Origin of the sequence: Cupriavidus taiwanensis (assembly GCF_900250075.1) — a bacterium.
In the GTDB taxonomy this organism is placed as follows: Bacteria; Pseudomonadota; Gammaproteobacteria; order Burkholderiales; family Burkholderiaceae; genus Cupriavidus; species Cupriavidus taiwanensis_C.
Map to the genome: position 1 here is coordinate 1,392,815 of NZ_LT977070.1, position 26,300 is coordinate 1,419,114.

A 26,300-nucleotide genomic window follows, 5' to 3' on the forward strand; every position below is an offset into this window, starting at 1 on the left:
GATGGAACTGACGCCGCGCGAGAAAGACAAGCTGCTGATCTTCACCGCCGCGCTGCTGGCCGAGCGGCGCAAGGCCCGCGGGCTGAAGCTGAACTACCCGGAAGCGGTGGCGCTGATCACCGCCGCCATCATGGAGGGCGCGCGCGACGGCCGCACCGTGGCGGAGTTGATGCACGAAGGCACTACGGTACTGACGCGCGACGACGTGATGGACGGTATCGCCGAGATGATCCCGGAAATCCAGGTCGAAGCGACGTTTCCCGACGGCACCAAGCTGGTGACCGTGCACCATCCCATCGTCTGAGCCTTCGCCGCGACCAACGCTTCGAACAACTTATGCAACCGAGAGCCGACATGACCCGTATCGCCTGCCTGCGCCTTGCCCTTGGCGCCACCCTGACCGTTGCCGCCACCGCCGCGCTGGCGCACCCCGGCCACGATGCCGCCACCGTCGGCGCCAGCCTGTGGGCCGGCCTGGCGCATCCGTTCACCGGGGCCGACCACCTGCTGGCGATGGCCGCGGTGGGCGTATGGAGCGCACTGGTGGCGCGCTCCGCCGCCGATACGCTGCGTCTGCCGCTGGCCTTCGTGGGCTTGATGCTGGTGGGCGCCGCGCTCGGGCTCGCCGGCATGGCGCTGCCCGCGGTGGAGCCGATGATCGCGGCTTCGCTGCTGGTGATCGGGCTGCTGCTGGCGCTGCGCGCCAGTCTGCCGGCGTGGGCCGGCACGCTGCTGGTGGGCGGCTTTGCCGTGTTCCATGGCTATGCGCATGGGGCGGAATTGCCCGCCAGCGCCGGCGCGCTGGCGGCGGTGCTGGCCTATGTGGGCGGGTTTGCCGCGGCCACCATGGCGCTGCACCTGCTGGGCCTCGGCGCCGGCACGCTGCTGCGCCGCCGCGCCGGGTGGCTGGCGCGCGCGGCCGGAGCCGGCGTGGCGCTGTACGGCGCCGGCCTGCTGGTGGCCTGAGGAGGACCGCCATGATCCCCGGTGAACTGATGCCCGCCGACGGCGAGATCGCACTCAACGTCGGCCGCGCCACCGTGAGCGTGACGGTGGCCAATACCGGCGACCGGCCGATCCAGGTCGGCTCGCATTTCCACTTCTACGAAACCAATGCCGCGCTCGCGTTCGAGCGCGAGGCCGCGCGCGGCTTCCGCCTTAACATCGCCGCGGGCACCGCGGTGCGGTTCGAGCCCGGGCAGACCCGCACCGTGGAACTGGTGGCGCTGGCGGGCGACCGCATCGTCTACGGCTTCAACGGCAAGATCATGGGAGCGCTGTGATGGCATCGATCTCCAGGCAGGCCTATGCCGAGATGTTCGGCCCCACCACCGGCGACCGCCTGCGGCTGGCCGATACCGGCCTGATCATCGAAGTCGAGAAGGACTTCACCGTCTATGGCGAGGAAGTGAAGTTCGGCGGCGGCAAGGTGATCCGCGACGGCATGGGGCAGAGCCAGCGCATGGCCGGCGACTGCGTCGATACCGTGATCACCAATGCGCTGATCGTCGACCACTGGGGCATCGTCAAGGCCGATATCGGGCTCAAGCACGGGCGCATCGCGGCGATCGGCAAGGCCGGCAATCCCGACATCCAGCCCGGCGTCACCATCGTGGTCGGGCCCGGTACCGAGGTGATCGCGGCCGAGGGCATGATCGTCACCGCCGGGGGCATCGACAGCCATATCCACTTTATCTGCCCGCAGCAGATCGACGAGGCGCTGATGAGCGGCGTCACCACCATGATCGGCGGCGGCACCGGGCCCGCCACCGGCACCTTCGCCACCACCGTGACGCCGGGGCCGTGGTACATGGAGCGCATGCTGCAGGCGGCCGATGCCTACCCGATGAATATCGGGCTGCTGGGCAAGGGCAACGCCAGCCAGCCGGGGCCGATCCTGGAGCAGGTCGAAGCCGGCGCCATCGGCCTGAAGCTGCATGAAGACTGGGGCACCACGCCCGCGGCGATCGATACCTGCCTGTCGGTGGCCGACGCGACCGACACCCAGGTGGCGATCCACACCGATACGCTGAACGAGGCCGGCTTCGTCGAGACCACCATCGCCGCGTTCAAGGGCCGCACCATCCATACCTACCACACCGAGGGCGCGGGCGGCGGCCATGCGCCGGACATCATCAAGGTCTGCGGCGAGGCCAACGTGCTGCCCTCGTCGACCAACCCGACGCGCCCGTACACCATCAACACGCTGGACGAGCATCTCGACATGCTGATGGTGTGCCACCACCTGGACCCGGCGATCGCCGAGGACATTGCCTTCGCCGAAAGCCGCATCCGCCGCGAGACCATCGCCGCCGAGGACATCCTGCACGACCTCGGCGCGTTCTCGATGATCTCGAGCGATTCCCAGGCGATGGGGCGCGTCGGCGAAGTCATCCTGCGTACCTGGCAGACCGCGCACAAGATGGCGGCGCAGCGCGGCAAGCTGCCGGGCGACCCGCACGATGCGCGCGGCGGGCACGACAACTTCCGCGTCCGGCGCTATGTCGCCAAGTACACCATCAATCCGGCGCTGACCCATGGCATCGCGCACGAAGTGGGTTCGGTCGAAGTCGGCAAGTGGGCCGACCTGGTGCTGTGGCGGCCCGCGTTCTTCGGCGTCAAGCCCAGCCTGATCCTGAAGGGCGGCATGATCGCCGCGGCCGCAATGGGCGACCCCAATGCCTCGATCCCGACGCCGCAGCCGGTGCACTACCGGCCCATGTTCGCCGCGGCCGGCGGCGCGCTGCATCGGTCCTCGCTGACCTTCGTCTCGCAGGCGGCGCTGGCGGCCGGCATCGGCGAACGCTACGGACTGGCCAAGACCCTGGCCGCCGTGCGCGGCACCCGCACCGTCAGCAAGCGCGACATGGTCCACAACGACTGGCAGCCGCATGTCACGGTCGACCCGGAGACCTACCAGGTCGTCGCCGACGGCCAGCTGCTGACCTGCGAGCCCGCAACCGAGCTGCCGATGGCGCAGCGCTACTTCCTGTTCTGAACGGCCGCGGCCCGTGCCGCGGATATGCCCATGCTGAAGATCGATAAAGTCCTGGCCGCTCCGCACGGCATTGCCAGCGTGCTGGTGCGCCGCGCCCCCAAGCTGGTGCTGCCGTTCGCTGACCGCAGCAAGAGCCGCCTGCGCGCGGTGCTGGACAACGGCGCCGACGCCGCACTGTTCCTGCCGCGCGGCACCGTGCTGCGCGGCGGCGACCTGCTGGTGGCCGAAGACGGCAGCTTCGTCGAAGTCCAGGCCGCGGCCGAGTCCGTGCTGGAAGTGCGCGCGCAAGACCCGCACGCGCTGATGCGCGCGGCTTACCACCTCGGCAACCGCCACACGCCGGTGGAGATCGGGCGCGACTACCTGCGGCTCGAATACGACGCGGTGCTGGCCGACATGCTGCGGCGGCTGGGCATGCTTGCGGAGCGCGCCGAATTGCCGTTCGAGCCCGAAGCGGGCGCTTATGGCGGCGGGCACAAGCATGGGCATGACGCTACGTTCGCGGAGGATTATGCGGCGGCGCAGGCGGTGTTTGAAGAGCATCATGGGCACTCGCACTCGCACTCGCACTCGCACTCGCACTCGCATGCTCATGATGGCGAGCATGTCCATGGGGAGGGATCCATCGCGAAGCGAGGCGTCGTATGATGACCCACCTCCACCAACTCATCTCCCTCCTGCACCTCGCATCCCCCGCCTTGCCCATCGGCGGCTTCAGCTATTCGCAAGGTCTCGAAGCCGCGATCGAATGCGGCGTTGTGCATGACGCCACGACTGCCGAGCGCTGGATTCACGACAACCTGCGGCATGTCCAGGCGCAATGCGAGGCGCCGCTGTGGCTGCTGTTGCACCGCCACTGGCAGGCGGGCGACACCGCGCAGGTGCGGACCTGGAACGACTGGTTCCACGCCACCCGCGAGACCTCCGAGTTGCGGCTGGAGACCGAGCAGATGGGCTGGTCGCTGGCCCGCCTGATCGCGCAGATGGAGTGGGGCACGCCGACGATGCGCGACACGCTGGCCACGCTGTCGCCCGTATGCCTGCCGACCGCGTTCACCGCCGCCTGCGTGGCGCTGCAGATCGGTGCGCGCGATGGCCTGGCGGCCTACTGCTTCAACTGGGCCGAGAACCAGGTGGCCGCGGCGATCAAGGCGGTGCCGCTGGGGCAGGTGGCGGGGCAGCACATGCTGCGTCGACTGCATGGCGCCGTGCTCGATGCCGTCGATGAAGCCTGCCGCCGCGCCGAAGCCACGCCGCCGCAACTGTCGACGTTTTCACCGATGCTGGGACTGCTGTGCGCACGCCACGAAACGCAGTACTCCCGGCTGTTCCGATCCTGAACCGAAACCGCACCATGACCCACGCCCGTACCAAGAAGAACCCTCCGCTGCGCGTCGGCGTCGGCGGCCCCGTCGGCTCCGGCAAGACCACGTTGCTGGAAATGCTGTGCAAGGCGATGCGCGACCGTTATGACCTGGTCGCGATCACCAACGACATCTACACCAAGGAAGACCAGCGCCTGCTGACCATCTCCGGCGCGCTGCTGGCCGAGCGCATCCTGGGCGTGGAAACCGGCGGCTGCCCGCACACCGCGATACGCGAGGACGCATCGATCAATCTGGAAGCGGTGGATCGCATGCTGGCGCGCTTCCCGGATGCCGACGTGGTCTTCATCGAGTCCGGCGGCGACAACCTGGCTGCGACCTTCAGCCCGGAACTTTCTGATCTTACGATCTACGTGATCGACGTCGCCGGGGGCGAGAAGATTCCTAGGAAGGGGGGCCCCGGCATCACCAAGTCCGACCTGCTGGTGATCAACAAGACCGACCTGGCGCCGTATGTGGGCGCATCGCTGCCGGTGATGGAAAGCGATGCGCGCAAGATGCGTGGCAGCCGGCCGTTCGTGATGGGCAGCGTCAAGTCCGGACAGGGGCTGGACCAGGTGATCGGCTTCATCGAACGGCAGGGCATGCTGGGGCTCTAGCCTTCCGGGGTCGCGTCGGCATCGGGTGCCGGCCTGGTGCCGGAGCTGCCGTGCCCGAGCGACGGGCGGAAGCTGCCCTTGCCCGCCAGCGCCCGCGCCACCGCGGCCACCAGGTTCAGCTCGGGCTCGGTCAGCTCGGCCATGTGGTGCATGGTGGCCTCGATTGCCGCGCGCTGGCGGTTGCCGAACGGCGCGCGCGCTTGCTCGACCTGCAGCTGGCTGGCGTCGTGGCGGCTGAAGTCGAGCATCTCGGCGGTGGGCACGGCGAGGGTCTCGGCGAGCCTGCAGATGTTGGCCAGCGCCAGGTTGCGCTTGCCGCTTTCAATGCCGCTGAGGTACGAGCGCGACAGTCCGCTTTCGAGCGAAAGCGTCTCCTGGGACCAGCCTCGTTGCTTGCGTAGCCAGGCGAGATGCAATCCGAAAAGTCTGAGATTTCGAGAGGTCATGGGTTCAACAAAAGTTCGGAGTGGTCTGAGGCTAAGGGTTTGACCTTGAGCCCACGACAACTTATCCTCATCCTCACTATCGGTGTCCGATCCGCAAACTGAGGGGCGCGCCAGGCAATGGCGCGGCACGATGGCATCAACCGGACGGCCTGCCTCGCAGCGCCGCGCCAGACGGGTTATTGCGCAAGACCGCGCGTCACGCCGCCATGCGTGCGCCGGCTGCGCGGACAGGCGCAGCGCGCCTGTCGCCCTGCAGGGGGATTGCCATGCAGATCTTCTCGCTGTTCGAGGCGCGCATGCGCGCCATCGATGCCGACCGTCACGCGCCGTCGGATTTCCTTCCCGGATTCCAGCCTCGCCTGCTTGCCGCCGCTGCCGGTCTCGGCTGCACCTGCGACTACATCTTCCTCTGCGCCGGCGAGCGCCAGCCCGAATTTTCAGCGGATTGCCATGAATGGTGGGGTTGCCTGCGCGGTGGCCTGCGGCTGTCTTCGCCCGGCCGCGGCAGCTTGCTGGTGGGCGGCGGCGAACTGTTCGCGCCCGCGCACCGTGTGCCGATGCAGGTGCAGGCGGTCGCCGACACCATCCTTGTGCGCGCGGTGCCGCAAGCCCCGGTCGAGGCCTCGCGCCCCGTGGCGATGCCCGCGGGCGCATGGCAGTGCGGGCTGGGCGCCATTGCGCCCGTCGGTGCCGGGGCCGATGCCGATGGCGTGGCCGCGCCGCATGCGCTGGCGGATGTGTTGGAAGCGGATGACTGGCAGGCGCAGCAGGGCATGCGCCCGGAGTTTGTGCAGCTGGATGGCTCGGTGGATGACTGGGGCCGGCACCTGCAGGCGCGCGGCCTGCGCTGGGCGCTGTGCTACCGGGGCGCGCTCGCCCTGCACTGGCATGGCGCGCTGGTGCGCAGCGGCGGTGACATGGCCTTCCTGCAGCCCGGCGCGCTCTACGCGCCGGACGCGCACGAGTCATGCCGGCTCGACGTGCTGGTGCCGGGCACTGGCCTGCTGTGCTGCTTCGGCGCTGGCGCTGCGCCGCATGATGGGGTGGACGCCCGCGGCGGCCGGCGCGCGGATGGCCACGCCGTGGCGCGCGCGGCGCTGGCGCTGGCCTGATGAGCGCGGCGGCCGCGGTGGCCGCCGCTTGCCTTTCAGTGGCGCTTGTACTGCGTGGCGCCGAACAGCACTTCGCGCGCCTTGTCGTCCTGCAGCGCCTTGCGCGCGCTGGCCAGCACCTCGACGCCGCGCTTGACCGCCGGACGCTCGGCGATCTGGTTGAACCAGCGCTTCAGGTGCGGGTAGTCGTCCAGCTCCACGCCCTGGTTCTGCCAGCTGCGCAGCCACGGGAAGGTGGCGATGTCGGCGATGGTGTACTGGTCGCCGGCCAGCCATTCGTGTTTCGACAACTGCGTGTCGATCACGCCGTACAGGCGCTTCGCCTCATTGGTGTAGCGGTTGACCGCGTACTCGATCTGCTCGGGCGCATAGATGCGGAAGTGGTGCGCCTGGCCCAGCATCGGGCCCACGCCGCCCATCTGGAACATCAGCCACTGCAGCGTCTCGTACTTGCCGCGCACGTCCTCGGGCAGGAACTTGCCAGTCTTGCCGGCCAGGTAGAGCAGGATGGCGCCCGATTCGAACAGCGAGATCGGCTTGCCGTCGGGACCGTCCGGGTCGACGATGGCGGGAATCTTGTTGTTGGGGCTGATCTTCAGGAAGTCTTCGCCGAACTGGTCGCCGGCGCCGATGTTGATCGGATGGACCCGGTACTCCAGTCCGCACTCCTCCAGCATGATGTGGACTTTGTGGCCATTGGGCGTGGCCCAGGTGTAGACGTCGATCATTGCAGGGATCTCCTGGCTGCTTTCATGGGAACGGCCACATCGACCACCGACGTGGCGAACCGCGCGATTTAAGCACAGAAGAAAAAAACGCGCAGGCCGGCTGCGCGTTTTCCACAATGCCGGCAGGGGCGGGCCCCCGCCGGCGCTTCCGGGTGCTCCGGGGCGCTCAGAAACCGCGCGCCACCGGCATCTTGATGGTGTCCGGGTTGACGTTCATGTGCTTGGCCAGTTCCAGCTTGGCGATGGCGTTGCGGTGCACCTCGTCCGGACCGTCGGCCAGGCGCAGCGTACGCTGGTGCGCCCACCAGTTGGCCAGCGGGAAGTCGCTGGAAACGCCGGCGGCGCCGTGGACCTGGATGGCCCAGTCGATGACCTTCAGCGCGACGTTGGGGGCCACCACCTTGATCATGGCGATCTCGGCCTTGGCCACCTTGTTGCCGACCGTGTCCATCATGTACGCGGCCTTGAGCGTCAGCAGGCGCGCCATCTCGATCTCGCAGCGGGCCTCGGCGATGCGCTCCTGGGTCACGCCCTGGGCCGACACCGGCTTGCCGAACGCCACCCGCGACAGCGCGCGCTTGCACAGCAGTTCCAGCGCGCGCTCGGCCACGCCGATGCTGCGCATGCAGTGGTGGATGCGCCCCGGGCCGAGGCGGCCCTGCGCGATCTCGAAGCCGCGGCCTTCTCCCAGCAGGATGTTCGAGACCGGCACGCGCACGTTCTTCAGCTCGATCTCCATGTGGCCGTGCGGCGCGTCATCGTAGCCGAATACCGGCAGGAAGCGCTTGATGGTGATGCCCGGGGTATCGGCCGGCACCACGACCATCGACTGCTGCTCATGGCGGCCGGCCTCGGGATCGGTCTTGCCCATCACGATATAGACCTTGCAGCGCGGGTCGCCGGCGCCCGACGACCACCACTTGGTGCCGTTGATCACGTAGTGGTCGCCATCGCGCTCGATGCGGCATTCGATATTGGTCGCGTCCGACGAGGCCACCGCCGGCTCGGTCATCAGGAAGGCCGAGCGGATCTCGCCGGCCAGCAGCGGCTCCAGCCACTTGTCCTTCAGTTCCTCGGAGGCATAGCGCTCCAGCGTCTCCATGTTGCCGGTGTCGGGCGCGGCGCAGTTGAACACCTCGGCCGACCAGGGCACCCGGCCCATGATCTCGCACAGCGTGGCGTATTCCAGGTTCGACAGGCCTTGCGGGGCGCGCGGCGAACGCGGCAGGAACAGGTTCCACAGGCCGGCCTCGCGCGCCAGCGGCTTCAGTTCCTCGATCACCTTGGTTGGGATCCAGGCGTTGCCGGCGCGGCGGTTGGCGTCGATCTCCTCGGCGAAGCGCTTTTCGTTCGGATAGATGTGCTGGTCGAAGAAGGCCAGCAGCTTGGCCTGCATCTCCTTGACCTTCGGGCTGTACTCGAAATCCATGTGGTCTCCTCGCTACGGGATCGGTGGGCGCGGGCGGCCGCCGGCGCCGGTTGGCTGGGTCTTCGGGCAATAAACCTTGCCGATGCAATGCACTCTATCTGAAAGCCGGTAATTAGAAAAATGAATTTTCTGGATTTGCCAGTATCAATTCCCTGCATTCCGTGCCAGAATCACCAGCATGCAGCTCTCCCGCATCGACCTCAACCTCTTCGTCGTGTTCGACGCCATCTACAGCGAAGGCAGCATCACCGCGGCCGCGCGCCAGCTCAACCTGACGCAGCCGGCGGTCAGCCACGCGCTGGGGCGGCTGCGCACGCTGTTCGACGATCCGCTGTTCGAGCGGCGCGGGCAGGGCATGGCGCCCACGCCGCTGGCCCGCTCGCTGGCGGCCGAGGTGCGCAGCGCGCTGCAATCGTTCGCGCGCACGCTGCAGGACACGCCGCACTTCGATCCCACCAACACCGTGCGCCGCTTCACCATCGGCATGCGCGACGCGCTCGAGTCGACGCTGCTGCCGCCGCTGATGAGCCGCGTCACCGCGGTGGCGCCGCAGGTGGAAATTGCCGCAATCCGCTTCGACCGCCGCGAGATGGAATCGGAACTGCTGGCCGGCACGCTCGACGCCGCGCTCGACATCCTGCTGCCGGTGTCGCCGGCGATCCACCATGCGCCGTTCATGGCCGACCCGATGGTGGTGCTGGCACGGCGCGATCATCCGCTGGTGAGGAAGGAACTGACGCTGGAGCGCTACCTCGCGGCCGAGCACGTCCATGTGTCGTCGCGCCGCCGCGGCGCCGGCCTGGAGGACCAGGCCTTGCATCGCATGGGCCTGACGCGGCGCGTGCGGCTGCGCTGCCAGCACTACGCCGCGGCGTGCCGCGTGGTCAGCTGCACCGACCTGCTCGCCACGCTGCCGTTGCGCTATGCCCGCATCGCCAACGAGCCCTATGCCAACCGGCTGCTGTCGCTGCCGTTCAAGGTGCCGTCGCTGGAGCTGCACCTGTACTGGCACGCGGGCGGCGAGAACGACGGCGCCAACCGCTGGCTGCGCGAGCAGCTGATGGCGGTGATGGCCTCGCTCGGCAGCGGCATGGCGGACGTGGCTGCAGCGGGCGGACCCGCGCCCGACGGGACCGCAGCTGCCTGAAATTCAGGTTAGGTGCGGCGCGCGCGGGTCACACGTAAGCAATTGTTCGCGCGCTAGACCCTCGCGGTCTCGGCCCATACCATCGTCCGGTCTTTCTGCCCCCGGCAGAGCCATCGCACGCCAGTGCTACCCGGCGCCCGCGATGGTTGTCACGCCGGCTGTCCGCGCTCGCGGGTCCCCCGGGCAGACCAATTCGCCGAACTCCACCACGACGACTCAGACCGATGATTGGGAAACGCTTGCCTGCCGATTGCCCTTCCATGCCCGCGCGCCGCGCGCGGCACACCACGCTGGTCCTGACTACGCTCTGTACCGCCGCAGCGCTGGCGCTGGCCGCATGCGGCGGCGATGGCGGCGACGGTGGCACCACAGCCAGTGCCGCGCCTGGCGGATCTACCCCGGCCGGCGCGCAGGCCAGCGCGCCCGCTGGCGGCCAGAGCGCAGCCACGTCGCCGTCGCCGACCTCCCCGACTGGTTCTACCACTACCACGGCCGGGGCCTGCTACACCGTCAGCGGTTCCGCCCCCGCCGCCGCACCGGGCAGCGGCATCTCGCTGCTGCCGGCGCGCGGCAGCGCGGTCAGCAACTACCGCGTGCTCGAAGAGCCGCGCACCGCCGGGCTGTGCTACGCCAACTATCGCCGCGAGCAGGTGGGCCTGCCGCCGCTGGCCGCGCGCGATCCGCTCAATGCCGCCGCGCAGGCGCATACGGACTACATGCTGGCCAACGCCACGCTGACGCACGACGAAAGCAGCGGCAATCCGGGCTACACCGGGGCCACCGCCCACGAGCGCATCCAGGCCGCGTATCCGACCGATGCCACCGCCGAAGTGGTGGCCGGCGCCAACCGCTGGACCTCGGTGGCCAATGCGCAGCTGTCGATGTCGCCCAAGGACGCACTGGTGTCGGACCTGGTCGACGCGCCGTTCCACCGCGCCGCGCTGCTGGGCAGCTATGGCTCGGCCGGCAGCGGCTTTGCCGAGCGCGTGGGCGCCAACGGCAGCGGCACCTCGGCCAGCTACTACCAGACCGTAGACCTCGCCGACCGGGTCAAGGGCGGCAGCGACAGCCAGATGGTGGCCTATCCGTTCGATGGCCAGAACGACGTGCCGGCCAACTGGGTCAACACCGAAAGCCCCAATCCGGCACCGGGCTATGAAAACCGCACCATGGGCTACCCGGTGTCGCTGCAGGCGATCAATACCTCGCTGCAGTTCGATGCCGACAACTTCGTCATCACCGATGCGCAAGGCAGCAACGTCGACTGCGTCAAGGTCGACAGCCGTTCCTCTGGCCTGAGCAGCGCCGCGCGCGGCCTGGCGGTGTGCACGCCGATGGCGCCGCTGGCCAGCCAGCAGCGCTATACCGTGCGCGTCACGGGCCGGCTCGGCGCGCAGCCGGTGGACCTGAGCTGGTCATTCACCACGCGCTGACCCCCACGCCGCGGCGCGCTCATTGCGGCGCGCCGGGCGGAAACTCTCCACGCAGCTCGATCCGCACCTGGCCTGCCGCCAGCGCGGGGTCGGCCTGCACCGCAACCGGCACGGCCGGGCGCTGTCCCGCCGGCATCGCCTGCCACAGCCGTTGCGTCCATTCCCGGATCTCCACATGGTCGGGCTCGGCTGCCCACAGCCTGAGCGGCGCTGCCGTGCCCAGGCGCGCCGCGATGGCCGCGGGATCGTCCTGGGTCGAGACGGTCAGGGCGGACGCAGCCGCCGGTGCGCGCGAAGCCATCGCGGGGACAGCCTTGCGCGCATAGGCGGACGGTGCGGCAGGCGCGGGCGCCGATGGTGCGGCTTCCGCGATGGCTGCGTCAGCGGATGCCTGCGGCGCGGCAGCGATCGCCGGCGCGGGCGGCGCAGGCGGGTTCGCTTGTGCCGGGGCCTCGCTATCCAGCGCGGGTTCGCGCGGAACGCTTCGGGTGGCCTCCGTGTCAGGCGCTGCGCGGGGTGCCGGGCGGGCAGCAGGTGCAACTGCCTTGGCGGCCGGGGCTGCGGGTTTGGGGGGCGGTGCTGCCGCGGTTTCCGGCAAGGGCGGCGATGGTGCAGCCGTCGCTGCCGGCGTTGGCGCGGGCGCGGCCATCTCGGTCGCCGCCATCTCGGCCGTCTCCGCCGGCATTAGCGCGCCATCGTCGATCTGCCGCAGCACGATGCTGGTGGTCAGCCCGGCCACCGCCGCAACGCTGGCGACCAGTCCGAGCGAACGCCACCACCGGCGCGCGCGCGCGGCATGCGTGGACTGCTCCATCGTGGCGGGTCGTGCGGCGTTTCGTGTCGAATCCGCAGCCTGTGCCCGCAGCCACGCCGCCGCATCCGGACCGAGGCGCGCGCCGAGCACGTCCTCCGCGGCGGCGCCGGCGGCCACCCGTGCCAGCACCGCATCGCGCCGCGCCGACTGGGCCGCCTGCAGGCGCGCGGCTTCTTCCAGCACGGCCGCGGCCAGCGCCGGCGGCGCGGCAAAGGGCAGTGCCGCGGCGTCGGCCTGGTGGCGCCCGGCTTGCTCCTGCGCGGCGCGCGCGGCAGCAAGCACGGCGGCTTCCAGTGCCGCCGGCGGCGGGTAGGGCGGGAGTGCTTTCAGCAGGGCCGCGAGCCGGTCCTCGCCCGCGATGAAACGTTCGGCCGCCTGCGATGCGGCATTGCCCGCGCTCATGGCCCCGACTCCGGCACGCTGCCGGCCAGGTCCGCGCGCAGGCGCGCGAACGCATAGCGCAGCCGGCTCTTCACGGTCTCGAACTTCTCGCCCAGCATCGCGGCAATCTCTTCGACGCTCATATTGCTGAAGAAGCGCAGCACCACCACTTCGCGCTGCGTGACCGGCAACTGCAGCAGCGCGCGGTGGACGTGCTGCGCATGCTGCCGCAGCTGCAGTTCGGCTTCCGGCGAGAGGTCGTCGGCGGGCAGTTCGGGCAGGTGGTCGTCGAGCGCGTCGCGCTGGCGCGCATCGGCGCTGCGCAACTGGTCGAGCCAGGCATTGCGCGCGATCTGGAACAGGAAGGTGCGGAACGCCGCGCTCGGCTGGTAGTCGCCGCAGCGGGTCATCAGCTTGACCCAGGTCTTCTGCGCGAGGTCCTCGGCTTCGCCGGTATTGCCCTGGCACAGCCAGGCCAGGTAGTTGTAGAGGCCGGCGTTATGCCGGCGGAACAGCTCGGTGACCGGCTGCTCGATGATGCCGCCCGCGACCAGCAGCATCAGGTCGTGGTCGGGCATTGCCGCCAGTGCGGCACCGGGGGCGGAGGAAGGAGCGGGGTCGGAAGCCTGCATGCGCCCGAGTATAGGAGAGTGCCAGGCGGCGCGACAATCCGCACCGCCCTGCGCTGCGTGGCGGCTTATGCGGGGCTCAACGGGCCGCACGCGTGGCCGGGTCGATGCCACCGGAGGCAGCCGGCGTGATCGTGGCCAGGCTCTGCGCCAGGTCCACCAGCTTGACGAATTCCCCGCGGTAGCCGAAGCGGTCGGCGCCGCGCGCGCCTTGCGCCAGTGCGCGCGCGTCGGCGTAGCGCCAGTCGCCGGTGAACCTGCCGCCGCGCAGCACCTGGCCGAAGCCGGCCACCGCCGCGGCGAAGCGGAAGTCGTCGTCGCCCTGGGCCAGCGGGCGCAGCGCCTGCCGCGCCACGGTAACATCGAGCGACTGGCTGGTGCTGGCCGCCGGCAGCTTGTAGCGCAGCCGCACATGCGCCAGTTCGCCAGCGCGCCCCGACGCCGGCGCCGGCGCCGCGCGCTGGTAGCGCAGCGGGTCGACCAGCCCGGGCTGCCCCGCCAGCGTCAGCTCGTACAGCGCGGTCACGGTATGGCCCGCGCCGATATCGCCGGCGTCGACCTTGTCGTTGTTGAAATCCTCTCGCGCCAGCATGCGGTTCTCATAGCCGATCAGCCGGTACTCGGTGACCGTGGCCGGGTTGAACTCGACCTGTATCTTCACGTCGCGCGCAATCGTCGCCAGCGTCGAGCTGATCTCGCTGACCAGCACCTTGTTGCCCTCCATCAGGTTGTCGATGTAGGAGTAGGCGCCGTCGCCGGCATCGGCCAGCTGCTCCATCAGCTGCTCGTTGTAGTTGCCGGTGCCGAAGCCCAGCGTCGACAGCGACACCCCCGACTTGCGCTTGTCCTCGACCATGCTCTTGAGCTGGCGGAAGTCGGTCACGCCCACGTTGAAGTCGCCGTCGGTGGCCAGCAGCACGCGGTTGATGCCGCCGGCGATATAGCTTTGCTGCGCGGCCTGGTAGGCCAGCGCAATGCCGCTGGCGCCGGCGGTGCTGCCGCCCGCCACCAGCTGGTCGATGGCGGCGCCAATCGCGGCCTTGTCGCTGCCCGGCGTGGGCGGCAACGCCACGCGCGTGCTGCCGGCGTAGGTGACCAGCGTGATGCGGTCCTGCGCGCGCAACTGGTTCACCAGCAGCTTGAGCGAGGACTTCAGCAGCGGCAGCTTGTCCGGCGAGTTCATCGAGCCCGACACGTCGACCAGGAACACCAGGTTGGCTGCGGGCAGCGCGCCGCTGGCCACGTCCTTGCCCTTGATGCCGATGCGCAGCAGCACATTGGACGGGTGCCAGGGTGCCGGCGCCAGCGCGGTGTGGACGGCGAACGGGCGGCCGTCGGCGGGCTGGGCATAGTCGTAGGGGAAGTAGTTCAGCAGTTCTTCCACGCGCACCGCATCGGCCGGCGGCACGCGGCCGGCATTGAGCAGGCGCCGCACGTTGCTGTAGCTGCCGGTATCGACATCGATGCTGAAAGTGGACACCGGCGCCTGGGCCACCAGCCGGACGCCGTTCTCGTCGATGGCGCCGTAGCGTTCGCGCTCTTCCGGGGCGGGTGCGGGCAACGGGTAAGGGTGCGGCATTGCCAGCGTGGCGTGCGGTTCGATGCTGTGCATTTCCGCGATGGGTTTGGACTGGGCTGCCCTGGCGGCGTGGTCATGGTCGGGGCGCGGCGCCGGGGCCATCGCCGGCGACGCCGGCTGGGAAGTCTGCTCTGGCAGCGGCCGCGAGGGGCCCCCGCAAGCGGCCAGCACAAGCGCCAGGGCGGCAGGAAGGCTGGCAAGAAGGACCGGTGCGCGTGGTTGCATGTTGTTCTCCTGGAAGGCCGCGGGCAGGGCGTTGGCGTGAAGGCTTGTCGATGTAACGGGCCACGCGGACGAGTGGGGTTGAGGCGGGCGAAATATTTTTTCGTGCCCGCTGCCAGGGGGCGGATGTGTCTGGCGCCAGACTTCCGTCCTCGCGGGATGCTCCGATCGACACTACAATCGTTGGATCTTTCTGCCGGAGATATCGCATGGCTCACCCAGACCTCACTTCGATGGCGTGGCGCGGCGCGCTGGCGCTGGCCCTGTCGGCGCTGCTCGGTGCCTGTGGTACCCCGGGCGAAGGCCCTGCCACCCCGGCGGCCTCCACTGCGCCGGCAGCGGCGACTCCGCCGGCGGCGATGCCCCCTGCGCCGGAGGTGGCCTCCGGCTACCGCCCCGGCATGACCACCGTCTACGCGCAGCGCCATATGGCAGCCGCGGCCAATCCGCTCGCCACCGAGGCCGGGCGCGCCATGCTGCGCCAGGGCGGCTCGGCCATCGATGCCGCCATTGCCATGCAGGCGGTGCTGACGCTGGTCGAGCCGCAGGCCACCGGCATCGGCGGCGGCGCCTTCATCATGTACTGGGACGGCAAGAACGTGCAGGCCTTCGACGGCCGCGAGACCGCTCCCGCCGGCGCCACCGAAAACCTGTTCATGCGCCCGGACGGCAAGCCCATGTCGTTCAGCGAGGCCCAGATCGGCGGGCGCTCGGTCGGCACGCCCGGCGTGATGCGCGCGCTGGAGATGGTCCACCGCAAGCACGGCCGCCTGCCCTGGGCCAGGCTGTTCCAGCCCGCCATCGAGCTGGCGGAGAAGGGCTTCCCGATCTCGCAGCGGCTCTACACGCAGGTCGCGGCGGACAAGTTCCTGGCCGGTTCGCCGGAGATGGCCGCCTATTTCCTCGATGCCCAGGGCAAGCCCAAGCCGGCCGGCACGGTGCTGAAGAACCCGAAGCTGGCGCAGACGCTGCGCGACATAGCCCGGCGCGGCGCGGGCGTGCTCTACGGCGGCCCGATCGCGCGCGACATCGTCGCCAAGGTCAACAACGGCAGCAATGCCGGCTCGCTGTCGCTGGCCGACCTGGGCAGCTACCGCGCCAAGCAGCGCGTGCCGGTATGCACCGACTACAAGCGCTATAAGGTCTGCGGCATGCCGCCGCCGTCGTCGGGCGGCATCGCCATCGCGCAGATCCTCGGCACGCTGCAGGCGCTGGAAACCAAGAATCCCAAATACGCGCTGGCGTCGCTAAAGCCGCAGGCCGTGAACACGCCGGCGCAGCTGGAAGCCCATCCCGATGCCGTCCATGCGATTGCCGAGGCCGACCGCCTGGCTTATGCCGACCGCGGCCTGTACGTCGCCGATGCGGATTTCGTGCCGGTCGACGTGAGCGGCATGGTCAACCCTTCCTACCTTGCCGCGCGCGCCGATCTGATCGGCGAGCAGAGCATGGGCAAGGCCCAGCCGGGCACGCCGCCGGGCGCCACGCTGGCCTACGCGCCGGACCGCTCGCCGCCGCGCGTTTCGACCTCGCAGATCGTCGCGGTCGACGACCGCGGCGGCGCCATCTCGATGACCACCACGATCGAGTCGTACTTCGGCTCGCATCTGATGGTGCGCGGCTTCATGCTCAATAACCAGCTCACCGACTTCTCCTTCGTGCCCAGCGAAAACGGCAAGCCGGTGGCCAACCGCGTGCAGCCGGGCAAGCGCCCGCGCTCGTCGATGGCGCCGACGCTGGTGTTCGACCGCCAGAGCGGCCAGCTGGTGGCAACGGTCGGTTCGCCGGGCGGCTCGCAGATCATCGAGTACGTATCCAAGGCCCTGGTCGGCATGCTCGACTGGAACCTGGACCCGCAGGCGGCGATCGGCATGGGCAACTTCGGCAGCCGCAACGGCCCGACCGAAGTGGAGCAAGGTCTGGTGTCGCCGGGGCTGGTGCAGGCACTGCAGGCGCGCGGCCACCAGGTGACGCAGATCGAAATGACCAGCGGCACGCAGGCGATCGTGCGCCGCCAGGAGCCGGATGGGAAGACGGTGTGGGCAGGCGGGGCGGATCCGCGGCGTGAGGGGGTGGCGTTGGGGGATTGAGACTGGCGGCGTGCTACGTGCTGCACAGTCTGCCAGATGCCGACTGTGTACTCCCTCTCCCGCTTGCGGAAGAGGGTTGGGGAGAGGGCGGGAGTAGCGACGAAGTGAGACGTGCCGGTATGCCAGTGCCTGCCCTCTCCCCCAGCCCCTCTCGCGCAAGCGGGAGAGGGGGGCAAATCATCGGCAAGGCCTTACTCTATTCGGCTCAGCCCTCAGCCCTCAGCCCTCAGCCCTTCGCCTTCTTCGCATACTCCCACCCCATCTCGGCCATCGGCCGCGCGCGCTTGCCGGCGTCGGTGGCCTGTGCCGACGAGGCGGTGCCGTCGACCACGCGCTTCATGATGCCCTGCAGGATGCCGGCGATGCGGAACATGCTGAAGGCCAGGTAGAAGTTCCAGTCGCCGGTGATGGGACGGCCGGTGCGCTGCTCGTACAGGCGGCGGTAGCTGGCTTCGTCGGGGATGCCGAGCGCGGCGAAGTCGAGGCCGGCGATGCCGCGGAACTGGCCCGGGGCGATATGCCAGCTCATGCAGTGGTAGCTGAAGTCGGCCATCGGGTGGCCCAGCGTGGACAATTCCCAGTCCAGCACCGCCAGCACGCGCGGCTCGGTCGGGTGGAACATCAGGTTGTCGAGGCGGTAGTCGCCATGCACGATCGAGGTCAGGTCGGCGTCTTCCTGCGGGATATGCTGCGGCAGCCAGTCCATCAGCGCGTCCATGGCCGGAATCGATTCGGTCTCGGACAGCTTGTACTGCTTGGTCCAGCGCTCGATCTGGCGCTGGAAGTAGTTGCCGGGCTTGCCGTAGTCGCCCAGGCCGATGGCGTTGTAGTCGACCGAGTGCAGCGCGGCGATGACGCGGTTCATCTCGTCGTAGATGGCGCTGCGCTCGGCCGTGCCCATGCCCGGCAGCGACTGGTCCCACAGCACGCGTCCGGCGACGAATTCCATGATGTAGAAGGCGCGCCCGATCACGGATTCGTCCTCGCACAGCGCATACATGCGCGCCACCGGCACATCGGTGCCGGCCAGCGCGGCCATCACGCGGTACTCGCGTTCGATCGCGTGCGCCGACGGCAGCAGCTTGCTCTTGGGGCCGGGCTTGGCGCGCATCACGTAGGTCTGCCCCGGCGTCACCAGCTTGAAGGTCGGGTTGGACTGGCCGCCCTTGAACTGCTCCACGGTCAGCGGGCCGGCAAAGCCCTCCACGTGCTGGCGCATCCAGGCTTCCAGCGCGGCGGTGTCGAAACGCTGCTGCTCGGCCACCGGGCGCGTGCCTTCGAAGTGCGATACGTTGCTGGTCATGCTGTCTCCGTTGGGTGTTTTCTGTTCGGGTTCGATGAGGAAATTCGGGGGCGGGGAAGCTCAGCCGGGCGGCTGGCGTCCGCGCAAATACTGGTGCAGCAGCACTTCCATGGTGGTGTGGCGCGAGCCGCTGTGCACGGGCGTGGGCGGCGAATAGTTGGTCATGCGCACCACCCAGTCGAGCGGGCCGTCGCCCATGTCGAGCACATTGATGCAGCCGGCGGTCTGCAGCAGCGAGCCGAAGAACACGCGCCGCCCGCAGGTGATGGCCTGCGACAGGATGGCGCGGTTGGTGCCGCCATGCAGCACCATCAGCACGGTATCCCAGTCGGGGTCGTCGCGCAGTCGCGCCAGCGCGGGCAGCACGCGGTCCAGGAAGGCACCGATGGTCTCGCCGTTGAGAAAGCGCTTGTGTTCCGGCACCTCGCCTTCGAAGGCGCCGACGAAGGCATCGCGCAGGTCCTCGCTGGCGATCGCGGCCAGGTCGCCACCGCGGATTTCCTGCAGTTCCGGCCAGACTTCGGGGGCGATGCCGTCCATCTCCGGCAGCTCGGCCAGCACGCGCTGTGCGGTCTCGACCGTGCGCGGCAGGCCGCTGACGATGACGCGGTCGAAGCGGATCTGCTCCGCCGCAAAGGCGCGGCCGGCGGCGGTGGCCTGCATGCGGCCGGTTTCGTTCAGCGGCACCAGCTCGGGCAGGGCGGTGCGGCGGCCGGCGTCGTCGAAGTAAGACACGGCACCATGCCGCATCAGGTAGATGCGGCGACGCGAGGACGGCGGCAATTCCATGCGTGGTCTCCTTGCATTGTGCCGGCATGCCCGTCTGCGCGGGCTCGCCGTGTGGATGATCCGCCCGCGCGGATCAGCGGTATTGCGGCTTGCGCTTCTCCAGGAAGGCGCTGATGCCTTCGCCGCCGTCGGGGTGGTGCAGCGCGGCCACGAAGCTGTCGCGCTCGGCCAGCAGATGCTCGGCGCGCGACGCGGTGGCGGCATGGTTGATCAGCGCCTTGATGCGGCCCACCGCATGCGGCGACTGCCGCGCCAGGCCCGATGCCAGGCGCAGCGCTTCGTCCAGCGCCTGGCCCGGCTCGGTGACGCGGTTGACCAGCCCGAACTGCGCCAGCCGGGCGGCGTCGACCGGCTTGCCTTCCATCATCAGCTCGCTGGCCAGTGGCCGCGGCAGTGCGCGTGCGATCTCGTACGAGCCGCCGCCGTCCGGCGTCAGGCCCACCGAGACGTAGGCCATCACGAACTTGGCATCGCGCGCCGCCACCACGAAGTCGCAAGCCAGCACCACCGAGAAGCCCGCGCCGGCGGCAGCGCCTTCCACCGCCGCGATGATCGGCTTGGGAAAGGCGTGCAGCGACTCGATCCAGCCGTTCAGCAGCGCGATGCTGGCGGCCTGCACCTCGGGCGGCTGGCTGCGGTTGCCCAGCAGCCGGTTCAGGTTGCCGCCGGCGCAGAAGATGCCGTCGGCGCCGGTGATGATGACCGCGCGCAGCGAGTCATCCGCCGCGGCCTGTTCCAGCGCCTGTTGCGAGGCCGCGTAGATGTCCGGGTGCAGCGCATTGCGCGCCTCCGGGTTCGAGATGGTCAGCACCAGCGTCGAATCGACGCGGTGGGAAAGCAGCTGTGCGGGCATGGGCGGGGGGCTCGGTGAGGGCGGAGGCGGACGACGGGCCGGTTACTGCTCTTCGGCCAGCAGCGACAGGCCCAGGCCGGCACGGCGCCACAGCCACGGGCTCGGGCGATAGCGCATGTCGCCGGTCAGCGCTTCCATGTTGCGCAGCGTTTCCAGCACCAGTTGCGGACCGACCGCGTCGCCGAGCGCCAGCGGGCCCTTCGGGTAACCCAGGCCCAGGTTCACGGCCAGGTCGATGTCGGCCGGCGTGGCGATGCGCTGCTGCGCGATGTCGCTGGCGATATTGATGATGCAGCAGAGCACGCGCTGGGCAACGAAGCCGGCGGAGTCGCGGATCACCGTGACCGGCACGCCGTCGCTGGCGAACAGGCCGTGCGCGGCGTCGCGCGCGGCGGCGCTGGTGGCCGGCGTGGTCATCAGCGTGCGGCGTTTAGTGGCCTCGAACGGCAGCAGCGTGTCGATGGCCACGGTGCGGGCCGGGTCCAGGCCTTGCTGCAGCGCGCTGGTGGTGGCGTCCAGGCCCAGCGGCGTGACGATGATCAGCGCGTCGGCCGAGGGCTGGTTGCCGCCTTCCGGGGTCACGCCGAGCGTGCCCAGCAGCTTGGTGACCATGGCGTGGCCGCGCTCGCTGGCGTGGCTGACCCACACGCTCGACGGGCGCGCGCCTGGCGCCGCGGCGGCGGCCGGCACCTGCTTCTGGCCATCGGCGTAGGCGTAGAAGCCGGCGCCGGCCTTGCGCCCGATCAGCCCGCCGACCGCGCGGATCGCGGTGATCGGCGACGGACGGTAGCGCGGCTCCTGGTAGAACTGGTTGTAGATCGATTCCATCACCGGGTGCGACACGTCCAGCCCGGTCAGGTCCATCAGCTCGAACGGCCCCATGCGGAAGCCGGCCTGCTCGCGCATGATGTTGTCGATGTCGGCGAATCCGGCCACGCCTTCCTGCGCCGCCTTCAGGCCTTCGATATTCATGCCGCGGCCGGCATGGTTGACGATAAAGCCCGGCATGTCCTTGCAGCGCACCGGCGTATGGCCCATGCGGCGCGACAGCGCCATCAGCGCGTCGCCCACCGCGGGGTTGCCGGACAGGCCGTCGATGACCTCGACCACCTTCATCAGCGGCACCGGGTTGAAGAAGTGATAGCCGGCGATGCGGCCGGGGTGCTTCGAACCGACCGCGATCGCGGTGATCGACAGCGACGAGGTGTTCGACGCGATGATGGCGTCTTCGCGCAGGATGGCTTCGAGTTTGGCCACCAGGTCACGCTTGACCTCCAGCTTCTCGACGATGGCTTCGAGCACCATGTCGCAGCCGGCCAGGTCTTCCAGGGCGCCGCAGGGCTTGACGCGGGCCAGCGCGGCCTCGGCGTCGGCGGCGCTGAGCTTGCCCTTGTCGGCGAGCTTGGCCAGCGTGTCCTGCAGGTACTTGCGCGCGGCTTCCACCGCCTGCGGGTTGGCGTCGTACAGGTTGACGGTCAGGCCTGCCTGCGCGGCGATCTGCGCGATGCCCCGGCCCATGGCGCCGGTGCCGACGATACCCAGCGTATCGATGGTGAAAGTGCTCATCATTCGTCCCAAAAGTTGTGGTTAAATTAGCACGATCGTACGTTTTTTGCACCTTCCGCGACAGACCGGCGGGGCAGGCCGCGTGCGCTGATCGGCCAGCCGGTTCACTGCAGACGCCGGATGGTCCACAATCCCCCGTTCCGCGCGATTCGATGCGGGAACCCATCCCATAACGGAGACAGACGACATGCTGAAGCTCTGCGGATTTGCCGCCAGCAACTACTACAACAAAGTGAAGCTGGCGCTGCTGGAAAAGAACGTGCCGTTCGAAGAGGTGCTGGCCTGGATCGGCGAGACCGACCCGGCGGCCTCGCCGGCGGGCAAGGTGCCCTACATCATCACCGAATCCGGCCCGCTGTGCGAGTCCGAGGCCATCGCCGAATACGTCGAAGCGGCGTATCCGCAGACGCCGCTGCTGCCGGCCGACCCGTACCAGGCCGCCAAGGTGCGCGAGATCATCGTGTTCCTGGAGCTCTACCTGGAGCTGACCGCGCGCGAGCTGTACCCGGAGGCCTTCTTCGGCGGCAAGGTCAGCGACGGTGTCAAGGAGCGCCAGCACAAGCTGCTGAGCCGCTATATCCCCGCCTTCGCCAGCCTGGCGAAGTTTTCGCCGTACATCGCCGGCGACCGCTTCACGCTGGCCGATTGCGCCGCCGCGGTGCACCTGCCGCTGGTGTCGTCATGCACCAAGATCATCTACGGCACCGACATGCTGGCGGAACTGCCGGTCAAGGACTACCTGAAGACGCTGTCACAGCGCGAGTCGGTGCAGAAGGTCAATGCGGACCGCAAGGCGAATACCGAGCTGATGTTGAGCCGGAGGAAGTAAGGGGTTCGGCTTGCCGCTTGTGTACTCCCTCGCCCGCTTGCGGGAAAGGCGAGAAACACCGCTCTCAGATGCAAATACGCCCGCGATCCGCGGGCGTTTTCGACTCACTTCAAAGCTTCCCCAGCCGCTCCAGCGCCAGCGCCAGCGTCTCTTCCTTCTTCGCGAAGCAGAAGCGCACCACGCCCGATTCGCGCGGCTGCGAATAGAAGGCAGAGACCGGAATCGCGGCCACGCCGATCTCGCGCGTCAGCCACATGGCGAAGTCGGCCTCGCTCAGGTCCGAGATGGCGGAATAGTCGACGCACTGGAAATACGTGCCGTCCGACGGCAGCAGCTTGAAGCGCGAGCCCGCCAGACCCGCGCGGAAAAAATCGCGCTTGGCCTGGTAGAACGCCGACAGCTGCAGGTAAGGCGCGGCATCGGCCATGTAGCCGGCGAGGCCGTGCTGCACCGGCGTGTTCACCGTGAACACGTTGAACTGGTGCACCTTGCGGAACTCCGCCATCAGTGCGGCCGGTGCCGCCACGTAACCGACCTTCCAGCCGGTCACGTGATAGGTCTTGCCGAAGCTGGAGATGACGAAGCTGCGGCGCGCCAGTTCGGGATGGCGCGACACCGATTCATGCTGCTGGCCATCGTAAACCATGTGTTCGTAGACCTCGTCCGACAGCAGCAGGATGTCGGTGCCGGCCAGGATCTGCGCCAGCTGGTCCATGTCGCCCGCGCGCCAGATCGTGCCGGTGGGGTTGTGCGGCGTGTTGATGAGGATCATGCGCGTGCGCGGCGTGATCGCGGCGGCGAGCTTGTCGAAGGGCACGCGGAACGCGGGAGCTTCCAGCGCGACCGGCACCGCGGTGGCGCCGGCCAGTTCGATCGCCGGCAGGTAGCTGTCGTAGCACGGCTCCAGCACGATCACCTCGTCGCCCGGATGCACCGCGCACAGGATCGCGGTCAGGATGCCTTGCGTGGCGCCCGCGGTGACCGTGATCTCGCTGTCCCAGCTGTACTGGTGGCCATACAGGCTGGCGATCTTGGCGGCGATGGCCTGGCGCAGGCGCGGCACGCCCGCCATCGGCGGGTACTGGTTATGGCCGGCGCGCATGGCACCGGCCACGGCATCGACGATGCTCGGGTCGCAGTCGAAGTCGGGGAAGCCCTGGCCCAGGTTGACCGCGTTCTTTTCGGCGGCGAGCGCCGACATCACGGTGAAGATGGTGGTGCCGACGTTGGGCAGGCGCGACGGCGGCGGCGTCAGTGGGGCGAACGTGGTGTCTGCGGACATAGGGCAGGGTGTCGATGCGATGGGAACGGGAGGCGCGCGGGCACGTGCGGCACGGCGGCGGCGCGAGCCGCCATTCTAAAGCGGATCGGCCGCCGTGGCCGGGCCCAGCGCGGCCAGCCAGGCGCCGAATGCCGGCGGCGTCATCACTTCCACGCCGCTGCTGCGGCGCAGGCGGCTGCGCAGCTTGAGCACGGCCTTGTCCTTCGACACCAGGCAGGCGGCGCCGGCAAAGTGGGCCAGCTCGACGAACTTCTGGTCGTCGGTGTCCTTGCAGCGCGGCAGGCGCAGCGCGTCGCAGTCGGCCTGGGGCGGCAGCGCCTCCAGGCTGGCGAGGCGGTCGACGGTGGCGAGCGCGGCGCCGATATCGATTTCAAAACGGGCAAATTGCGGATAGGCCAGCACCCGGCGCAGCTCCTCGCGGCAGTCGGCTCGGATCACCGGGGCGATGGTGCCGGCTTCCAGCGCGGCGCGGATCGGCTCGACATGCGGGTCCTGGAAGACCAGCAGGTCCACCCAGATATTGGAATCCAGCACCACGCGCGGCGCGGATGTGATGCCGGCGGGGCGGCCGGCGTCCCCGGCAGTGCCGGCGGGCGGGGTGGTTGCGGTGGTGTCGAGGCGCATTCGCTACAATCTGGGCTTGTTTGTCCTTGGCTACTGCCGCGATTTTGCCATGCTCATCGTTTTGTCTCCCGCCAAGTCGCTGGACTACGAGACTCCCGCCCGCATCAAGACCCACACGCTGCCGCGCTTCATCGACCGTTCCGCCGCGCTGATCGAACGCCTGCGCCGGCTGGCGCCGCAGGACGTGGGCGCGCTGATGGACATCTCGGACAAGCTCGCGGTGCTCAACGTGACGCGCTACGCCGACTGGTCGCCGACCTTCACCGCGGCCAACAGCAAGCAGGCGGTGCTGGCCTTCAACGGCGATGTCTACGACGGCCTCGACGCGAAATCGCTGTCGGCCGACGAGCTTGGCTTTGCGCAGAAACACCTGCGCATCCTGTCCGGTCTGTACGGCGTGCTGCGCCCGCTGGACTGGATGCAGCCGTACCGGCTCGAAATGGGCACGCGCCTGGACAATGCCGCCGGCAAGGACCTGTACGCGTTCTGGGGCGACGACGTCACGCAGCTGCTTAACGCCGACATGGCGCAGCTCAAGCAGGAGGGCGCGCCGGTGCTGGTCAACCTGGCCTCGGAAGAGTATTTCAAGGTGGTGCGGCCCAAGGTGCTGCAGGCGCGCATCGTCACGCCGGTGTTCGAGGACTGGAAGGGCGGCCGCTACAAGATCATTTCGTTCCACGCCAAGCGCGCGCGCGGCACCATGGCGCGCTACGCCGTGACGCACCGCGTGACCGAGCCGGAGAAGCTCAAGCGCTTCGCCGAAGACGGCTATGCCTTCGACCAGACGGCCTCGGACGCGACCCGCTGGGTGTTCCGCCGTCGCCTCGAAGACTGACCACGCGTCCTGAACCCATCGCCACGAGACCGCCAGCCATGCTGCATATCTCTTCGCATTTCGATTCCGGTGCCATCGAGGTCGAGGCGCTCGACCGCGCCGACGATATCCGCCTGCGCATCCGTGCCGACTCGCACGCCGACTTCCGCCAGTGGTTCCATTTCCGGCTGCAGGGCGCGGCCGGGCAGGCCTGCCGCATGCATTTCCTGAACGCGGGCGACTGCACCTATCCGGACGGCTGGCGCGACTACCGCGCGGTGGCGTCGTACGACCGCGCCAACTGGTTCCGCGTGCCGACGCGTTTCGACGGTCAGGTGATGACGGTGGAAGTCACGCCCGAGCACGACAGCATCTGGTTCGCGTATTTCGAGCCTTATCCGGACGAGCGCCACCTGTCGCTGCTGGCGAGCTGCCAGCGCTCGCCCCTGGCGCGGCTGTCGCACCTGGGCAGCACCGTCGACGGGCGCGACATGACGCGCGTCACCATCGGCGAGCCGGGACCGGGCAAGTCCACCATCTGGATGATCGCGCGCCAGCACCCGGGCGAGAGCATGGCCGAGTGGTTCGTCGAGGGCGTGCTGCAGCGGCTGACCGGCACCGGCGTGTGGGCGGGCGACCCGGTCGCGCGCAAGCTGCTCGAGCGCGCGGTGTTCCATATCGTGCCGAACATGAATCCCGACGGCTCGGCACGCGGCAACCTGCGCACCAACGCCGCGGGTGCCAACCTGAACCGCGAATGGATGGCGCCGAGCCCGGAGACCAGCCCCGAGGTCTATCACGTGCGCCGCGCGATCGAAGCCAGCGGCTGCGACATGTTCTTCGATATCCATGGCGACGAGGGCCTGCCGTACAACTTCGTCGCCGGCAGCGAGATGCTGCCGGGCTTTACCGAAGCGCGCCGACGCGAGCAGCAGCGCTTTATCGAGGCCTTCAAGCGGGCCTCGCCGGACTTCCAGGACGTGCACGGCTACGCCGCCAGCAAGTACAACGCCGACGCGCTCAAGCTGGCGTCCAAGTACATCGGCCATACCTTCGGCTGCCTGGCGCTGACGCTGGAGATGCCGTTCAAGGACAACGCCGACCTGCCGGATCCGGCGGTCGGCTGGAACGGGGCGCGCAGCGCGCTGCTGGGAACGGCGATGCTGCAGGCGATATTGGATTATCTGGGCTGAGCCGGGGCATCGGCACGCTGGTGGTTTTCTCGCCTCTCCCGCAAGCGGAAGAGGC

26 protein-coding genes are annotated in these 26,300 nt (G+C 69.1%); 14 read left to right on the plus strand and 12 right to left on the minus strand.

Annotated elements, in window-relative coordinates:
* The first annotated feature begins 1 nt into the window (after position 1).
* Genes CBM2588_RS06475 through ureG form a run of 7 tightly spaced genes read left to right on the plus strand, consistent with a single transcriptional unit; the run spans position 2 to position 4,982 of the window.
* Positions 2–304, plus strand: a complete 303-nt coding sequence (locus CBM2588_RS06475; RefSeq protein ID WP_018005472.1) for an urease subunit gamma — start codon at positions 2–4, stop codon at positions 302–304.
* A gap of 50 nt (positions 305–354) precedes the next feature.
* Positions 355–966 (plus strand): HupE/UreJ family protein, encoded by a 612-nt coding sequence (locus CBM2588_RS06480; RefSeq protein WP_115679843.1) that lies wholly within the window; start codon positions 355–357, stop codon positions 964–966.
* Between the two features lie 11 nt (positions 967–977).
* Positions 978–1,283: an urease subunit beta gene (locus tag CBM2588_RS06485; RefSeq protein WP_062797820.1), complete on the plus strand. Its 306-nt coding sequence runs from the start codon at positions 978–980 to the stop codon at positions 1,281–1,283.
* The gene (gene ureC / locus CBM2588_RS06490) at positions 1,283–2,998 is read left to right on the plus strand and encodes an urease subunit alpha (protein ID WP_115679844.1); all 1,716 of its coding nucleotides are present in this window, start codon (positions 1,283–1,285) and stop codon (positions 2,996–2,998) included. The genes CBM2588_RS06485 and ureC overlap by 1 nt, the downstream gene beginning before the upstream one ends.
* Before the next feature lie 30 nt (positions 2,999–3,028).
* A complete protein-coding gene (gene ureE, locus CBM2588_RS06495) occupies positions 3,029–3,646 on the plus strand; it encodes an urease accessory protein UreE (RefSeq protein WP_115679845.1) in 618 nt (205 codons plus the stop codon).
* A complete protein-coding gene (locus CBM2588_RS06500) occupies positions 3,646–4,338 on the plus strand; it encodes an urease accessory protein UreF (protein ID WP_115679846.1) in 693 nt (230 codons plus the stop codon). The genes ureE and CBM2588_RS06500 overlap by 1 nt, the downstream gene beginning before the upstream one ends.
* 14 nt (positions 4,339–4,352) lie before the next feature.
* Positions 4,353–4,982 carry an urease accessory protein UreG gene (gene ureG, locus CBM2588_RS06505; protein WP_115679847.1) on the plus strand — a complete coding sequence of 210 codons (630 nt, stop codon included), beginning with the start codon at positions 4,353–4,355 and terminating at the stop codon, positions 4,980–4,982.
* Here the strand turns inward: ureG and CBM2588_RS06510 are convergent.
* Positions 4,979–5,398 (minus strand): helix-turn-helix domain-containing protein, encoded by a 420-nt coding sequence (locus CBM2588_RS06510; RefSeq protein ID WP_231942112.1) that lies wholly within the window; start codon positions 5,396–5,398, stop codon positions 4,979–4,981. The genes ureG and CBM2588_RS06510 overlap by 4 nt on opposite strands.
* A gap of 296 nt (positions 5,399–5,694) precedes the next feature.
* On the opposite strand from CBM2588_RS06510, the gene CBM2588_RS06515 reads away from it, so the two are divergent.
* Positions 5,695–6,540, plus strand: coding sequence for a hypothetical protein (locus CBM2588_RS06515; RefSeq protein ID WP_115679849.1), 846 nt, complete (start codon positions 5,695–5,697; stop codon positions 6,538–6,540).
* A 35-nt stretch (positions 6,541–6,575) separates the two neighbouring features.
* Here the strand turns inward: CBM2588_RS06515 and CBM2588_RS06520 are convergent, their stop codons facing one another.
* Both CBM2588_RS06520 and CBM2588_RS06525 read right to left on the minus strand, forming a co-directional pair.
* Positions 6,576–7,268, minus strand: coding sequence for a glutathione binding-like protein (locus CBM2588_RS06520; protein ID WP_115679850.1), 693 nt, complete (start codon positions 7,266–7,268; stop codon positions 6,576–6,578).
* A 166-nt stretch (positions 7,269–7,434) separates the two neighbouring features.
* Positions 7,435–8,697, minus strand: a complete 1,263-nt coding sequence (locus tag CBM2588_RS06525) for an acyl-CoA dehydrogenase family protein (protein ID WP_115679851.1) — start codon at positions 8,695–8,697, stop codon at positions 7,435–7,437.
* A gap of 178 nt (positions 8,698–8,875) precedes the next feature.
* Between CBM2588_RS06525 and CBM2588_RS06530 the strand changes: the two genes are divergently transcribed.
* Both CBM2588_RS06530 and CBM2588_RS06535 read left to right on the plus strand, forming a co-directional pair.
* Positions 8,876–9,844, plus strand: a complete 969-nt coding sequence (locus tag CBM2588_RS06530) for a LysR family transcriptional regulator (RefSeq protein ID WP_115679852.1) — start codon at positions 8,876–8,878, stop codon at positions 9,842–9,844.
* Positions 9,845–10,068: 224 nt separating this feature from the next.
* Entirely contained in the window at positions 10,069–11,277 is a 1,209-nt protein-coding gene (locus CBM2588_RS06535; protein WP_115679853.1) for a CAP domain-containing protein, read from the plus strand.
* 19 nt (positions 11,278–11,296) lie between these two features.
* Here the strand turns inward: CBM2588_RS06535 and CBM2588_RS06540 are convergent, their stop codons facing one another.
* The 3 genes from CBM2588_RS06540 to CBM2588_RS06550 all read right to left on the minus strand — a co-directional run bounded on the left by CBM2588_RS06540 (position 11,297) and on the right by CBM2588_RS06550 (position 14,905).
* Positions 11,297–12,493 carry a hypothetical protein gene (locus CBM2588_RS06540; RefSeq protein ID WP_115679854.1) on the minus strand — a complete coding sequence of 399 codons (1,197 nt, stop codon included), beginning with the start codon at positions 12,491–12,493 and terminating at the stop codon, positions 11,297–11,299.
* The gene (locus CBM2588_RS06545) at positions 12,490–13,050 is read right to left on the minus strand and encodes a sigma-70 family RNA polymerase sigma factor (protein WP_231942114.1); all 561 of its coding nucleotides are present in this window, start codon (positions 13,048–13,050) and stop codon (positions 12,490–12,492) included. Before CBM2588_RS06545 ends, CBM2588_RS06540 begins: the two co-directional genes overlap by 4 nt.
* Before the next feature lie 130 nt (positions 13,051–13,180).
* Complete coding sequence (locus CBM2588_RS06550; protein WP_115679856.1) at positions 13,181–14,905, minus strand: vWA domain-containing protein; 1,725 nt, start codon at positions 14,903–14,905, stop codon at positions 13,181–13,183.
* Between the two features lie 206 nt (positions 14,906–15,111).
* Between CBM2588_RS06550 and ggt the strand changes: the two genes are divergently transcribed.
* Positions 15,112–16,992, plus strand: a complete 1,881-nt coding sequence (gene ggt / locus CBM2588_RS06555; RefSeq protein WP_115679857.1) for a gamma-glutamyltransferase — start codon at positions 15,112–15,114, stop codon at positions 16,990–16,992.
* A 226-nt stretch (positions 16,993–17,218) separates the two neighbouring features.
* On the opposite strand, the gene CBM2588_RS06560 is transcribed toward ggt, so the two are convergent.
* From CBM2588_RS06560 to CBM2588_RS06575, 4 genes are all read right to left on the minus strand, one after another.
* Positions 17,219–18,295 carry a phosphotransferase gene (locus CBM2588_RS06560; protein WP_115679858.1) on the minus strand — a complete coding sequence of 359 codons (1,077 nt, stop codon included), beginning with the start codon at positions 18,293–18,295 and terminating at the stop codon, positions 17,219–17,221.
* Between the two features lie 60 nt (positions 18,296–18,355).
* A complete protein-coding gene (locus CBM2588_RS06565) occupies positions 18,356–19,084 on the minus strand; it encodes a histidine phosphatase family protein (protein ID WP_115679859.1) in 729 nt (242 codons plus the stop codon).
* Between the two features lie 73 nt (positions 19,085–19,157).
* Entirely contained in the window at positions 19,158–19,937 is a 780-nt protein-coding gene (locus CBM2588_RS06570; RefSeq protein WP_115679860.1) for an oxepin-CoA hydrolase, alternative type, read from the minus strand.
* Between the two features lie 42 nt (positions 19,938–19,979).
* Positions 19,980–21,503 (minus strand): 3-hydroxyacyl-CoA dehydrogenase, encoded by a 1,524-nt coding sequence (locus CBM2588_RS06575; RefSeq protein WP_115679861.1) that lies wholly within the window; start codon positions 21,501–21,503, stop codon positions 19,980–19,982.
* Between the two features lie 187 nt (positions 21,504–21,690).
* Here CBM2588_RS06575 and CBM2588_RS06580 point away from each other — a divergent pair, with 187 nt between their 5' ends.
* Positions 21,691–22,332, plus strand: coding sequence for a glutathione S-transferase (locus tag CBM2588_RS06580; protein WP_115679862.1), 642 nt, complete (start codon positions 21,691–21,693; stop codon positions 22,330–22,332).
* 109 nt (positions 22,333–22,441) lie between these two features.
* Here CBM2588_RS06580 and CBM2588_RS06585 read toward each other — a convergent pair whose 3' ends face one another.
* Positions 22,442–23,614, minus strand: coding sequence for a pyridoxal phosphate-dependent aminotransferase (locus CBM2588_RS06585; RefSeq protein WP_115679863.1), 1,173 nt, complete (start codon positions 23,612–23,614; stop codon positions 22,442–22,444).
* A 75-nt stretch (positions 23,615–23,689) separates the two neighbouring features.
* Positions 23,690–24,238, minus strand: a complete 549-nt coding sequence (locus CBM2588_RS06590; protein ID WP_115679864.1) for a PIN domain-containing protein — start codon at positions 24,236–24,238, stop codon at positions 23,690–23,692.
* 49 nt (positions 24,239–24,287) lie between these two features.
* On the opposite strand from CBM2588_RS06590, the gene yaaA reads away from it, so the two are divergent.
* Both yaaA and CBM2588_RS06600 read left to right on the plus strand, forming a co-directional pair.
* The gene (gene yaaA / locus CBM2588_RS06595; protein WP_115681424.1) at positions 24,288–25,073 is read left to right on the plus strand and encodes a peroxide stress protein YaaA; all 786 of its coding nucleotides are present in this window, start codon (positions 24,288–24,290) and stop codon (positions 25,071–25,073) included.
* A gap of 38 nt (positions 25,074–25,111) precedes the next feature.
* Positions 25,112–26,245, plus strand: coding sequence for a M14 family metallopeptidase (locus CBM2588_RS06600; protein WP_115679865.1), 1,134 nt, complete (start codon positions 25,112–25,114; stop codon positions 26,243–26,245).
* The last annotated feature ends 55 nt before the right edge of the window (positions 26,246–26,300 follow it).